Below are 13,988 nucleotides of genomic sequence, written 5' to 3'. Positions count from 1 at the left end.
AAGTTCAAAGTTCAAAGTTCAAAGTTCAAAGTTCAAAGTTCAAAGTTCAAAGTTCAAAGTTCAAAGTTCAAAGTTCAAAGTTCAAAGTTCAAAGTTCAAAGTTCAAAGTTCAAAGTTCAAAGTTCAATAAAAAAGTCAGAATCAATGATTCTGACTTTTTTATTTTCAAATTTACAAGTTGGAATTTTAAATTTGGAATTTCCCCATATTTAACTTCTCTTATCCGGTCTGATGATCATTCTCAAAGATTGATCTCTGGCAAAATAAGCTACCATCCAGTTCCAAAAAGTATTCAATCTATTTCTGTAAGTTATCAATGAAATAAGGTGTACAAAAAGCCAAATAAACCAGGCAAAAAATCCTTTGAAATGCCATTTTGGACTTGGTAAATCTACTACAGCTTTATTTTTACCAATAATTGCCATCGAACCTTTATCGTTGTAAACAAATGGTTTTAGCGGCTTGTTCTGAATCATTGCTTTAAAGTTTTTGGCTAAATTCAATCCTTGCTGAATGGCTACCTGCGCCACTTGCGGATGCCCGTCAGGAAAGTTTTTGTCTCCTGCAGTGATAGCCGTATCACCAATTGCATAAATATTCGAAAGTCCGTTTACTTTATTATATTGATCGGTTGCCATACGTCTGCCACGGCCGTAACTTTCTGTCGGAATTCCTTCGAAAATTTTGGCGGATACTCCTGCGGCCCAAATTAAGTTTTTGGTTTTAATGGTTTCTCCGTTTTCAAAATGTACGGTATCATCAATATAATCGACAACACGTGTGTGAAGTTTAACTACAACGCCCAATTTTGTAAGTGCTTCAAGGGTATCTTCCTGAGATGCCTTGCTCATTGGCGATAATAGTGCGTCTCCCCCATCGACCAAATACACATTGCTGGCGCTGGTTTCGAGTTCCGGATATTCTTTTAGCAGGATATTTTTTCGCATTTCGGCAAACATTCCGGAAACCTCTACTCCTGTTGGGCCTCCTCCGGCAACAACAATCGTTAGTAATTTACGGCGTTTGCGAATATCTTTCGTTATAGCGGCTTTTTCGAGGTTTTTAAGCAGCGTATTACGCATTTCGATGGCATCATTTAAGGTTTTCATCGGAATGGCGTTTTTCATTACGTTTTCCATGCCAAAATAACTCGTTTCGGCTCCTGTTGCAAAAACCAAATAATCATAGTTTAACTCGCCATTGTTGAGAATGATTTTGTTTTCGGCTGGAACTACTGCCTGTAATTCGCCCAAACGAAATTGCAGGTTCTTTTTACCAGCAAAAAATTTTCGGAAAGGATAACTAATGCTCGAAGGCTCTAAAAATGCCGTTGCAACCTGATATATAAGTGGTGGAAAAAAATTATAGTTATTTTTATCTACAAGGGTAACCTGTATTTGTGGGTGGTTTACAAGTTCTTTTGCGAGATTAATTCCTGCAAAACCACCTCCAATAATGACTATTTTCATATTTATGTGTCTTAAGTAGGTTTTATAATAAAATACCTCCTAAATGTACAACATAAATTAATAATACCCACTGCCTAAAATATTACTTTTTGAATTTTTTAACACGTTTCTCCGTGATTTCAACTTTGTTTTGCAAAACGTAATTGGCCATTAATTTTTCGATTAATTCGTCTTTGGTAAGATGATGAAAAACAGTTTTTACCTTCGTTTTTAAATCATTCGAAATATCGTGATTTGGTTTTGTTTTGAAGATTTGTTTCGCCCATAAAAGCGTATTGTTTTCTTCTAAACTTACTACAGAAGGTTTCTGAAACTGCGTAAATTTAATTCCTAATTCTTTTTCAAATTCCGGAATTTCAACTGTTTCTTCTTCCTGTAATACGGTCAGTGAAAGCCCCTTTGCACCTGCCCTTGCGGTTCTTCCGCTACGGTGAACGTAGTTTTCGTATGTGTCCGGCAAGTGATAATTGACCACATAGGCGATTTCTTTTACGTCAATTCCTCTGGCAGCCAAATCGGTAGCGACTAGAATATTGATGTGTCCTTCGCGAAATTGTTCCATTATTCTGTCACGAATTCCCTGAGATAAACTTCCGTGAAGCGCTCCTGATGAAAAACGATTGATGGCCAGATTTTTAGCCAATTTATTGACTGCAGCTTTTGTTTTACAAAAAATAATGCCGCGTTCTCCATCTCTTGAGTTCAGGAAATGCATTAAAACGTCCAGTTTTTCTATTGGATCAACAACAATATATTCGTGATCAATTCCTTGGTTACCAACGGTTTCCATATTGGCACTAACCTGAACTACATTTTTATTTAAGTAATTCTGAATCAATTGTTTGATGGTTCCAGGCAAAGTAGCTGAGAACAATAATGTGCGGTGTTTTTTAGGAAGTTCGGCTACGATTTCGTCTAAACTTTCTTTTAAGATCGAAACCATTTCATCGGCTTCGTCCAGAACTAAAAATGAAGTTTGTTTTAAATCGATTGCTTTACGCTGAATCAAATCGATTAAACGCCCCGGAGTTGCTACAACTATGTGAGTGGGTTGTGCTAGACGTTCGACTTGTGGTTTTATTGGGATTCCACCACAGGTTGCTGCAATAGAAATATTTGGAATATGTTTTGAAAAATCTTCTAAATTTCTAAAAATCTGATGCCCTAATTCTCTGGTTGGCACCAAAATAACAGCCTGAACAATTGGAGAATTGGTATCTATTAATTGTAATAATGGTAATCCGAAAGCGGCTGTTTTACCGGTTCCGGTTTTGGCTAAACCAACTAAATCATGGGTTTCAGAAAGTAAAAGCGGAATCGTTTTTTGTTGAATTTCTGTTGGTTCAACAATATTCAATTCGCCTAAGGCTTTTAAAATGGGTGCTGAAATTCCTAATGCTGAGAATGGTTTAGACATGTTTTTTATTTTAGATTTTAGAGTTGTGATTTTAGATTTAACTCCAAAATTTTATTATTTATTGATTATTATTGGCCACGAATTCACGAATTATTTCATTCTAAACGAAGAATTTTTGCATGCTGAATTATTTTATAGCTCTAATTTTTATTAATTGATTATTAGCCACGAATTCACGAATTATTTCATTCTAAATGAAGAATCTTTGCATGCTGAATTATTTATATAGCTCTAATTTTTTTAATTGATTATTAGCCACGAATTCACGAATTATTTCATTCTAAACGAAGAATCTTTGCATGCTGAATTATTTATATAGCTCTAACTTTTTTAATTAATTATTAGCCACGAATTCACGAATTGTTTCTTATGAAACCTAATGCCCTAGCCCCGATAGAAGTGAAAATCCTTTTGTGGCGGGGTTCGCCACAAAAGATTGTAACGGATAGCGGGAAATAGCTCCTAATTAAAATCCAAAATCCAAAATCCAAATTCTAAATTTCAATTGAAAATGCTTCGACTTCTCTTAATGTGACAACTTGAAACCTGAAACAAAAAAACTTAAAACAAAATATTAATCTTCGTCTGGTTCGTTCATGATTTTCTCACGGTATTTTTTACCTATAAGTAAAACCAGTTTTAGTTTATAATCATCAACCAGCCATTCGCGGTAGTTTTTACTACATTGGCTTAAACATTTTGCGTAACGCTTGATTCGGCATTCGATGTCGTCTTCTAATTCTTTTCCTAAAGCTTTTGCTTCCTGCAAGGTTTCGGTATTATCAACACACATTGCTGCGTGTTGCTCTAATGACTTGTCTAACACCACTTTGGAACGTAAATTTTGCTTGATGATTAATTTGTGCTCTTCATCTACATCAAAAGTTACATCAGCAGTTTTAGCGAATTTTGCGCGTAATTCCGGTGGCATACTGTATTTGAAATACAATTCGATCTCGGTATCGTCACGTAGATTTTCCAGATAAAATTCAGGTGATTTGAAGATGTGCTGCCAGTTTACCGGCTCGCTCCAAAGACCAAAACGTGCTGCATTATTACCCAAATCGATAACGGTGAACTCGTCTTTACCAGGTAATTTACGAGAACCACGACCAATCATCTGGTAGTATAAAGTTAATGATTTTGTGGCTCTGTTCAGAATAATAGTTTCTACAGTTGGCTCATCAAAACCTGTAGTTAAGATTCCGACAGAAGTTAAAATAGCATCCGGAGTTTTTTTGAACCAGGCCAAAATATCTTTTCTTTCCTCAGAACTACTCGTGTTATCAAGATGCCTGATATCGTATCCTGCTTCTCTAAAGGTTTCATAAACATATAAGGAAGTATGGATACCGTTGTTGAAAATCAAGGTTTTTTTACCCAAAGAACGCTCTGTGTAAGCATGCAATAATTTTTCCTGCATGATGGTATTGGTGTACAAATCATCTGAGGATTTTACGGTATAATCTCCGTTGATACCTACTTTTAGCGAGGTCAAACCTACATCGTAGCTGTATGTTGTGGCTCTTGCCAGGAAACCTTTGTCAATCAAGGAACTAATCGTGTCTCCCACAATAAGTTCGTCATAACTCTGGTGCATTGGTAATTTTATATTCGAACTCAAAGGTGTTGCAGTTACTCCAAGAATAAAAGCATTTTTGAATGAGTTTAATAATTTTCTGAATGAATTGTAATGCGCCTCATCGATAATAACCAAACCTATATTATCAAGATGTAATTTTTCATCATTGATACGGTTTTTAAGCGTTTCAACCATAGCAACAAAACAAGAATATTCGTTTTGATCCGGCAGTTCTTTTACCTTACTATTGATGATTTTGTTCGTAACACCAAACCCTTTTAGCATTTTAGAAGTTTGCTTACAAAGTTCGATACGGTGTGTTAAGACTACTACTTTTTTATCATTATTAGCTAAATAACGACGAACAATTTCAGAGAAAATTACTGTTTTTCCTCCGCCTGTTGGCAATTGATATAATAAATGATGTTTTGAAGAAGCATTGTCTAAACGTTCAAAAATGGCATCGATGTCGCCTTTTTGGTATGCATAAAGTTCTTTTTTCTCTTCTCTTTCTATTTCTAAAGTGTTTTGAGACATTGTAATTTTTGGATTTTTGCAAAACTACGTTTAAAAAACAGTTATTCATCTTATTTTAACGTAAAATAAATGATTTTTTTAAATAAGATTTTTTATGAGAATATGTGCTAGAGGTCAATTTTGTCAAAAATTACTTCAAAATCGTACTTATTTTTCCATTTTTGTTTAAGCGTTTCTTCATAGATGGAAGCGATTCTGGGTTTGAATTCTGTTAAAATTTCATTTGAAATAACAAAATTTACTGCCTGTTCGAATGAATTAAGCATGCTTTTGTAAAAAAGTTCCTGCTTTATGTAGTTGTCAGCTGAGAAAGTTTGTGCAATTTCGATATTGTATAACATTAAATCTGCAATAACAAAAGATTCAACCCCAAGTGAAACAAAATGTTTGATGTATTTCTGAGCAACTGAGCGACGTAATTTTGCTTTTGGTTTCCATTTTGCACCTGCTTTTTTGATAGGAAAATATTCGTGTGAGATTTTCATTTTAGCTTCCTGCAAAAGTTTATCTTCTTTTGGATTAAAAACAAAATCATAAAATACTTTTACAGGACTGAATTTTTCGTACAACTCTATAATTTGCTCTTCGAGTTGTTCTTTATTCAATTGGGCCAGATATTTTTTTAAATCGCGTTTGCTCATTATCAAAGTTTAAGAATACAAAAGTAAATTACTTTGGTCATTCATAATCAAAAAACCAACGATAATACTTAATTTTGCTGCTATAAACTTAAAAAACATTTCAATGCTCAAGATTTTTAAAGTTACCGCAATTTTAGAAGGAATCTCTTATTTAGTATTAATTGCCAATATGCTGTTTTTAAAAAGCAATAATCCAGAACTTTATCATACCATAGTACGTCCTTTCGGGATGGGACATGGCGTTTTGTTTATTGCCTACATTATTTTGGCTTTTTTATTGAAAAAATCTCAAAATTGGGACCTGAAAACCTTCGGGATTATCTTGATTGCTTCTCTTATTCCTTTTGGAACTTTTTATGTTGAGAGAAAATATTTAGAAACTAATGCTTAAGTCTTTGGATAAAATATTTAATTTTCTATATCCACTTTTTAGAGATTGGGGAATGAGCCGCAACTTTGCGTCTTATATCAGCCTTATCTTTAATATCGCCATTATGGTGGCTTTGGCGTATGCTATTTATTATTTTGCAAAATTCGTTTTGGTTACTTTAACGGCCATTTTTGCCCAAAAAACCAAAACCAAATTTGATGATTATTTAATTCATAATAAAACCACTAAATACACGGCCTATCTTATTCCGTTTTTCTTTATTTACAAAGCAGTTCCTATCATTTTGGATAAATATGAATATTGGGAATTGGTTTTTGGAAAAATTGTTGGTGTTTATATCGTTTTAATCAGTTTATGGATCATCAGAACGATCTTTAATGCGCTGCGTGATTATCTAAAACAAAAAGCCGAATACAGCGATAAACCTATTGATAGCTTCATTCAGGTTATTATGATTGTGCTTTGGATTTTCGGAATCGCCATTATTATTTCGACTTTATTCGGAATTAAAAAGGGCGAATTACTGACTATTTTAGGGACACTTTCGGCGATTATCATCCTGATATTCAGAGATACTATTCTAGGATTTGTTTCGAGCGTTCAGGTTGCCATAAACGATATGGTTCGCATTGGCGACTGGATTACGATGGATAAATTTGGAGCCGATGGAGATGTTATCGAAATTAATTTAACGACTGTAAAAGTTCGAAATTTTGATAATACGATTACCACAATCCCAACGTATGCGTTAAGTTCCGACTCTTTTCAGAACTGGCGCGGTATGCAAAAGTCTGACGGAAGACGTATAAAAAGACATGTTTTGATAAAAAGCAGCAGTATTCGTTTTCTCTATCCGGAAGATTTGGAGCAAATGAAGAAAGTACAGCTTATTAGTGCCTATATTGAATCAAGACAGCAGGAAATAGAAAAATACAATATCAATAACGGAATTGATAAAACTTTAGCGCTAAACGGTCGAAATATGACTAATTTGGGTTTGTTTAGAAAGTACATCATTCAGTATCTGGTAAATTACCCAGGTCTTAACAAAGACATGCACATGATGTGCCGCCAGCTGCAATCGACTGCGCATGGGGTTCCGTTGGAAATTTATGCTTTTTCAAGCGATAAACGCTGGGCAAATTACGAGTATATTATGGCTGATATTTTTGACCATATAATGGCTTCGGTTCAGTATTTTGATTTAGAAATATTTGAATTGCCTTCGAAGATGGGACATGTAGAATAGTTTTTTAAACCATATAAGTTATATAAGTTCATTAAAAACAGAACTTTATTTACTTATATGACTTATATGGTTTAATTTATTTGATTTTCTCAAAAACAAACCCAGAATTATCGTATTCAATTGGTATTTCAGGAACAAAAAGAGGAAGATTCATATAACTCCCGATTACGCCATTTCCCAAAACCAATTTTTTATCTTTTTTTAGTAATGCCAATGGAATGCGCTTCCACCCTCCTCCAAAAGTGATATAATGAAAGTCACCTCGAAGTGTATCGCCTTTAATATTTCCTCTTACATTACCAGAATCTTTACCAATTTTATAATGTGAAATTTCGTAACTGCCGTAAAACTTTTTATCATTTATATGAATAGATAAAATGGCGGTGTCCTTATTATGTATGGCCCGATATGTAACATGATTGTATTTTTCTTTGTCTTCTTTTGAATTACAGGAAAAAAACAGGATAACCATCGAAACAAGAAATAAAGAATTTTTAGTCATTTTGTGATGTTTTTTTTAAACCATGTAAGCAATATAAGAAAATTTAAGACAAACGTGATGTTATGTGCATTTAAAGTCTTTTTTGAGTTCAATAAACTATGCTAAATAAATACATTTAACTGGTTAAGGTCTAATTAATATAAACTTAACCCGTTGGGTGTAATTAATAAAATTTAATTAAACACATAGAAAACATAGATTTTATGATTTTGAAAAAAAGGAAATTAAAAAGAAACTCGTTTCTTCACACATAGCTATGTGTTTTAATGCAAGTGAAACGCCTTTTTTGAGTTCAATAAACTATGTTTTCTATGTGTTAAAATAATTTCACCCAACGAGTTATGAACTTATATAACTTATATGGTAAAATAAAATTTACAAGCGATCTTTTACAAATTCTATTCTTGTTTTTCCATGAGGTTTTGGTTTTCCGTCTTCGCCCAAATTTACCATTGTGGTGTGGTCTATGGTAATGATGATTTCGCGTGTCATCATGTTTCTTACAGCACATTTTAAGACCAGTGAAGTCGTTCCGAATTTTACAACATCAATTCCGATTTCTACAATATCGCCTTGTCGTGCAGAGCTCTTAAAATTGATTTCCGACATGTGTTTCGTGACAACTCTCGCATTTTCGAGTTGGACAATCGAGTACAAAGCTAGTTCCTCATCAATCCAGGCTAATAATTGTCCGCCAAATAAAGTTCCGTTTGGATTTAGGTCTTGTGGTTTGACCCATTTTCTGGTATGAAATCGCATAATTTTCTTTTATTAAGGGTAAAAATAGTTTTTTACACCCATAATCGAATACTGATTTTTTATTAATTTTTGAGATTTCAATAATTCGAAAATTTGCCGCAGAATTATTTCAAAAATCACTTTTTAATGTCCAAATTATTAAAATTTCAACCAGCCAGCTTTTTACTTATGAACTTATTTTTTGTAGAATTTGTCAGTAACTAAATCAGGAAAGGCAATTTTTATAAGAGATATTTTTCTAATTTTAAAGAAAAACCATGGCAAATAGAGACACTTTTTTAAGAGAATTCAGAGGCGAGACTTTAGGAACTGTTAGTGCTCAATCTTCGCCAGATGAGCTGTTTCAAAACCAGACAATTAGACCCATTTTGAAGCTTCAGAATGATTTGTTTGTAGCTGTCTTTCTTAATTACGTCAATAAAAACAAAGCCGATTTTTATTCGTATTCTGTAGAACGAAAACTACAAACGATAGAAAACTCAATTCAGAAGGATATTAAGTTCCGGAATTCTCTAAAAGGAATTGTGATGGCACTTTTTACAACCGAAGAATATGAAACCTACATTCAGAATTCGTCGAGTTTAAACAAAAGAATGATGAATTTATTGATTGAAAGGCTTAAAAGTCAGGTGCAGTTGTTTGAGTTGGAGCCAAATTCGAAGTAAACAATTAGATACAAAAAACGCCTTAGATAAGGTGTTTTTTTTATTTTATTGATTCCTGCGGAATGACAAGATTGAGTATTAGATGATCGTCATTTTTTAAGCGAAAAGTTTGTCATTCCGTAGGAATCTATAAACTCAGTGATTTATAGTTACTGAGATTCCTACGGAATGACAAGGTTGTATTATTATTTAGTTTAGAAATTAGTAAGCCAACAATTCTTTCAGAACTTCCTCAAAACGATTTTTAGGTAAAAACTGATCTTCTAAAGCTTTCGTAAACGGAATTGGAGAATCTAAACTCGCTACTCTTTTTACCGGAGCGTCTAAGTGTTCAAAACATTCTTCCATAATCAAAGCCGAAATGTCGCTGGCAATTCCGCCAAACAAAGTATCTTCCTGATAAATAATCACTTTTCCAGTCTTTTTTACCGATGCAAAAATCGTTTCGGTGTCCAAAGGTTGTAACGTTCTCAAATCAATCAAATCAGCTGAAATGTCAGGATTATTTGCCAAAGTTTCCAAAGCCCAATGCACTGGCGCGCCAAAAGCAATAATGGTAACCGAATTTCCTTCTTTCAATAAAGCTGCTTTTCCTAAAGGAATCGTGTAATAATCTGTTGGAACATCCTGATAAACACTTCTGTAAAGCTGTTTGTGCTCAAAAAACAAAACAGGATTCGGATCGTTTATCGAAGTATTCAATAATCCTTTAGCATCATAAGGAAATGCTGGATAAACTACTTTAAGACCTGGCGTTTTAGTAAACCAGGCTTCGTTAGTTTGTGAATGAAAAGGTCCGGCCTGAGTACCGCCACCGCAAGGCATACGTACGACTACATCGGCTTTTTCGCCCCAGCGATAATGTGATTTTGCCAATAAATTAACGATTGGATTGAAACCTGTAGAAACAAAATCAGCAAATTGCATCTCGACAATCGCCTTGTATCCATTGATAGAAAGTCCCATTGCGGTTGACACAACAGCACTTTCGCAGATTGGCGTATTACGTACTCTGTCTTTTCCAAAAAACTCAACAAATCCATCCGTAATTTTAAAGGCACCACCATATTCAGCAATATCCTGCCCCATAATAATCAGGTTTTTGTGGTGTTGCATGGATTGGTTTAAACTGTTTCGGATAGCATCGATAAATCGTATATTTTCAGAAGATTCATTTGATGTAAACTCTTCATATTGATACGGTTTGTAAACATCATCTAATTCTCCGCTGTAAGTTGGAATTATTTCAGGTTCTGCATTGGCGATTGCCAAATTTTCATCAATTTCCTCTTTGATTTCTTTATGAAGCTGTTCATCATATTCAGCTGTTAAAACACCTGTTTTGGTTAAAAAATCACGGTAATTGCTAACCGGATCTTTAGCCGCCCACTCGTCCATCAGATCTTGCGGAACGTATTTTGTACCACTCGCCTCTTCATGACCACGCATTCTGAAAGTTTTAAATTCTAATAAAACCGGATGCGGATTCTCCTGCATGTGTTCTTTTAGCTGGGACAGCTTATGATACACTTCAAGGATATTATTTCCGTCAATAATATAACTGTCTATGCCGTAACCAACGCCTTTATCAGCTAAATTTTCGCAAGAATATTGCTCATTAGTAGGTGTCGAAAGTCCATAGCCATTATTTTCAATTATAAACATTACTGGTAATTTCCAGACAGCGGCAATATTTAAAGCTTCATGAAAATCACCTTCACTTGTTGCTCCTTCGCCAGTAAAAACTGCTGTAACTTTTTTATTTTTCTGAAGTTTATCTGCTAATGCAATTCCATCTGCAATACCCAACTGTGGACCGAGATGCGAAATCATTCCGATAATATTGTATTCCTGCGTACCAAAGTGAAAGCTACGATCACGACCTTTTGTAAAACCATTAGCTTTTCCCTGCCATTGCGAAAATAATCGGTAAAGCGGAATATTCCTTGAGGTAAAAACACCTAAATTGCGATGCATTGGCAATACATATTCTGAATCATCCAAAACAGCCGTAACTCCTACTGCAATTGCCTCTTGCCCAATTCCTGAAAACCATTTTGAAACCTTCCCCTGACGAATCAGAATTAGCATCTTTTCTTCGATTAAACGAGGTTTTAATATTTTTTTATATAAATCTAATAATTGAGGATCGGTTAAGTTTTGTTTGTAAAAGATCATTTGGTTTTGTTTTTTTAGTGTTTCAAATATAGAAAAATATAACAATTTTATTCGTTTTTGTTACAATATTTTAATTTTATTATAACTTTTAAAATTCAAATCTAAAATATTCTCTACCTTTGTTATTGAAAGGTTTTACTACGCCTTTTATCTTTTAATAAAAAATGTAAAGTATGCAAAACATTCCTAGTGTAGACTTACGTGATTTCCTTTCGGACGACCCGAAACGTAAACAAAAATTTGTAAATGAAATCGGCAGTGCATTTGAGAACATTGGCTTCGTTGCCCTAAAAGGTCATTTTTTGGATGACAAATTGGTGAATGAGCTTTATAGCGAAATTAGAAAATTTTTCGCTTTGCCAATAGAAACTAAGCATAATTATGAAATTCCCGGAATTGGCGGACAACGAGGCTATGTATCTTTTGGAAAAGAACATGCAAAAGGACGCAAAGAAGGTGATTTGAAAGAATTTTGGCATTTTGGCCAATATGTTGATGCTGATTCAAAATACGCATCTGAATATCCTGAAAATGTAGAAGTTAAAGAGTTACCCCGTTTTAATGCTGTAGGCAAAGAAGCCTACCAAATGCTTGAAAAAACAGGTGTTTACGTGCTTAGAGCGCTAGCATTGCATTTAGGTCTGGATGAGTTTTATTTTGATCAATATGCCAAAGAAGGAAACTCTATTTTAAGACCAATTCATTATCCACCTATTACTACTGAGCCAGAAAACGCTATTCGTGCGGCTGCTCACGGTGATATCAATCTGATTACCCTTTTGATGGGCGCTCAGGGAAAAGGATTACAAGTACAAAATCATGATGGCGAGTGGATTGATGCCATCGCAGAAGACGATCAATTGGTAATTAATGTGGGCGATATGTTATCCAGACATACTAATAATAAACTAAAATCTACAATTCATCAGGTGGTAAATCCGCCAAGAGAATTATGGGGAACTTCGCGTTATTCTATTCCGTTTTTTATGCATCCTGTGAGCGATATGCGACTGGATTGTTTAGAAAATTGTATTGATGATGAAAATCCTAAGAAATTTGAAGATATTACAGCGGGAGATTATCTATACGAACGTTTAGTAGATTTAGGTTTAATTAAAAAATAAACACTAAAAAATTTTCAATATTAAAATTCCAAATTCCAATTCAAAACTGGAGTTTGGAATTTAATTTTTATGAACTATATTTATTGTAATTTATTTCTTTAGAATAAAAAATATTATGGACTTACAAGACCAACTTAAAAATCTATTCCCAGATCACGTAGCAACAAACGAACCTGAAGAAATTCAGGAACAGGAACATGTACTTTACGTTCAGAAAGAGCCTATGATTTGTAAATTCGAAAAACGAAAAGGAAAAGCAACTACCATAATTGAAGGCTACGAAGGAAGTGATGAAGATTTTAAAATCCTGGCCAAGGAAATTAAAACCAAACTGAGCGTTGGCGGTACTTTCAAAGACGATTCAATCATAATACAGGGGGATTATCGTGATAAAATAATGGCTATTTTAAAAGAAAAAGGATTTAAAACGAAGAGAGTTGGAGGCTAATTAATTTTAGATTTCTGATTTTAGAATTTAGATTTTCTAAATTGATATTTTGATTGATTTTTGATATTGCAATTTAAAAATCTTAGAAACTTAGCCCCTCAGAACCTTAGCAACTTAAAAAAAAATGATACAAAATTCAGAATTAATACTAAATCCGGACGGGAGTGTTTATCACTTAAACCTTCGTCCTGAACATATTGCACACGATATAATTTTTGTAGGCGACCAAAATAGAGTGGAGAAAATCACACAGTTTTTTGATTCGATTGAATTTTCTACTCAAAAAAGAGAATTTAAAACCCAAACCGGAACTTATAAAGGCAAAAGAATCTCCGTAATGTCAACCGGAATTGGTCCTGACAATATTGATATTGTTTTGAACGAATTGGACGCTTTGGTAAACATTGATTTGAAAACGCGCCAGCCAAAAGAAGCATTAGTTTCTTTGAATATCATTCGTATCGGAACTTCAGGCTCTTTGCAAAAAGATATTCCTGTGGATAGTTTTGTAATGTCAAAATTTGGATTAGGATTAGACAATATGCTCCGCTCCTATTTGATTGATGATGTTTCGAATGATGCTATTGAAGACGCATTTGTTTTGCATACCAATTGGGATATCAAAAAAGGAAAACCTTATGCGATTCCCTGCTCAGAAAAACTGGAAAAAATCATTGAAAGTGATCGAATTTTTAAAGGTATTACAGCCACAGCCGGAGGTTTTTACGGACCACAAGGCCGTGTTTTACGTTTGAATATTCAGGATGAAGCATTGAATTCTAAAATGGATAATTTTAATTTTGATGGAAATAGAATTACTAATCTTGAAATGGAAACCGCTGCCATTTATGGACTTTCAGCGCTTTTAGGACATAATGCATTATCATTGAACGCCATTATTGCCAATCGTGCTTCAGGAACTTTTAGCGAAGATCCTTATAAAGCTGTTGACGAACTGATTACTTATACATTGAATAAATTGGCTGGTAAATAATTAGAGAATTGATTAATTTGAAAATTAGATGA

14 protein-coding genes are annotated in these 13,988 nt (G+C 34.0%); 7 read left to right on the top strand and 7 right to left on the bottom strand.

All coding sequences use genetic code 11. The features are described 5' to 3' along the window. On the top strand, positions 1 to 213 hold a 213-nt coding region (locus GON26_RS21730), incomplete at its 5' end, for a hypothetical protein (RefSeq protein ID WP_230407984.1). On the opposite strand, the gene GON26_RS21205 is transcribed toward GON26_RS21730, so the two are convergent. The 4 genes from GON26_RS21205 to GON26_RS21190 all read right to left on the bottom strand — a co-directional run bounded on the left by GON26_RS21205 (position 210) and on the right by GON26_RS21190 (position 5,646). After that, complete coding sequence (locus tag GON26_RS21205; RefSeq protein ID WP_160376772.1) at positions 210 to 1,469, bottom strand: NAD(P)/FAD-dependent oxidoreductase; 1,260 nt, start codon at positions 1,467 to 1,469, stop codon at positions 210 to 212. The genes GON26_RS21730 and GON26_RS21205 overlap by 4 nt on opposite strands. An 82-nt stretch (positions 1,470 to 1,551) precedes the next feature. After that, complete coding sequence (locus tag GON26_RS21200; protein WP_160376771.1) at positions 1,552 to 2,886, bottom strand: DEAD/DEAH box helicase; 1,335 nt, start codon at positions 2,884 to 2,886, stop codon at positions 1,552 to 1,554. Between the two features lie 574 nt (positions 2,887 to 3,460). Beyond that, positions 3,461 to 5,005, bottom strand: a complete 1,545-nt coding sequence (locus tag GON26_RS21195) for a DEAD/DEAH box helicase (protein ID WP_160376770.1) — start codon at positions 5,003 to 5,005, stop codon at positions 3,461 to 3,463. A 107-nt stretch (positions 5,006 to 5,112) separates the two neighbouring features. Then, positions 5,113 to 5,646, bottom strand: a complete 534-nt coding sequence (locus GON26_RS21190; protein WP_160376769.1) for a DUF6155 family protein — start codon at positions 5,644 to 5,646, stop codon at positions 5,113 to 5,115. A gap of 103 nt (positions 5,647 to 5,749) precedes the next feature. Between GON26_RS21190 and GON26_RS21185 the strand changes: the two genes are divergently transcribed. Both GON26_RS21185 and GON26_RS21180 read left to right on the top strand, forming a co-directional pair. Continuing rightward, positions 5,750 to 6,037 (top strand): DUF3817 domain-containing protein, encoded by a 288-nt coding sequence (locus tag GON26_RS21185; RefSeq protein WP_160376768.1) that lies wholly within the window; start codon positions 5,750 to 5,752, stop codon positions 6,035 to 6,037. Then, positions 6,030 to 7,286 (top strand): mechanosensitive ion channel family protein, encoded by a 1,257-nt coding sequence (locus GON26_RS21180; RefSeq protein ID WP_160376767.1) that lies wholly within the window; start codon positions 6,030 to 6,032, stop codon positions 7,284 to 7,286. Before GON26_RS21185 ends, GON26_RS21180 begins: the two co-directional genes overlap by 8 nt. A 76-nt stretch (positions 7,287 to 7,362) precedes the next feature. Here GON26_RS21180 and GON26_RS21175 read toward each other — a convergent pair whose 3' ends face one another. Together GON26_RS21175 and GON26_RS21170 are read right to left on the bottom strand one after the other, a co-directional pair. After that, positions 7,363 to 7,788, bottom strand: coding sequence for a hypothetical protein (locus tag GON26_RS21175; RefSeq protein WP_160376766.1), 426 nt, complete (start codon positions 7,786 to 7,788; stop codon positions 7,363 to 7,365). Positions 7,789 to 8,163: 375 nt separating this feature from the next. After that, the gene (locus tag GON26_RS21170; RefSeq protein WP_160376765.1) at positions 8,164 to 8,547 is read right to left on the bottom strand and encodes an acyl-CoA thioesterase; all 384 of its coding nucleotides are present in this window, start codon (positions 8,545 to 8,547) and stop codon (positions 8,164 to 8,166) included. 257 nt (positions 8,548 to 8,804) lie between these two features. On the opposite strand from GON26_RS21170, the gene GON26_RS21165 reads away from it, so the two are divergent. After that, on the top strand, positions 8,805 to 9,212 hold the full coding sequence (locus GON26_RS21165; protein WP_160376764.1) for a glyoxalase: 408 nt from the start codon (positions 8,805 to 8,807) through the stop codon (positions 9,210 to 9,212). A gap of 201 nt (positions 9,213 to 9,413) precedes the next feature. On the opposite strand, the gene GON26_RS21160 is transcribed toward GON26_RS21165, so the two are convergent. Beyond that, positions 9,414 to 11,390: an alpha-ketoacid dehydrogenase subunit alpha/beta gene (locus GON26_RS21160; RefSeq protein WP_160376763.1), complete on the bottom strand. Its 1,977-nt coding sequence runs from the start codon at positions 11,388 to 11,390 to the stop codon at positions 9,414 to 9,416. Between the two features lie 173 nt (positions 11,391 to 11,563). Here GON26_RS21160 and GON26_RS21155 point away from each other — a divergent pair, with 173 nt between their 5' ends. From GON26_RS21155 to GON26_RS21145, 3 genes are all read left to right on the top strand, one after another. Continuing rightward, a complete protein-coding gene (locus GON26_RS21155) occupies positions 11,564 to 12,514 on the top strand; it encodes an isopenicillin N synthase family dioxygenase (protein WP_160376762.1) in 951 nt (316 codons plus the stop codon). A 115-nt stretch (positions 12,515 to 12,629) separates the two neighbouring features. Further along, positions 12,630 to 12,962, top strand: coding sequence for a translation initiation factor (locus tag GON26_RS21150; protein WP_160376761.1), 333 nt, complete (start codon positions 12,630 to 12,632; stop codon positions 12,960 to 12,962). A 124-nt stretch (positions 12,963 to 13,086) separates the two neighbouring features. Beyond that, positions 13,087 to 13,956 (top strand): nucleoside phosphorylase, encoded by an 870-nt coding sequence (locus GON26_RS21145; RefSeq protein WP_160376760.1) that lies wholly within the window; start codon positions 13,087 to 13,089, stop codon positions 13,954 to 13,956. Positions 13,957 to 13,988: the final 32 nt, after the last annotated feature.

Source organism: Flavobacterium hydrocarbonoxydans (assembly GCF_009789235.1).
In the GTDB taxonomy this organism is placed as follows: Bacteria; Bacteroidota; Bacteroidia; order Flavobacteriales; family Flavobacteriaceae; genus Flavobacterium; species Flavobacterium hydrocarbonoxydans.
The sequence above is the reverse complement of the archived record's forward strand: the minus strand, read 5'-3'. Positions and strand labels throughout refer to the sequence as shown.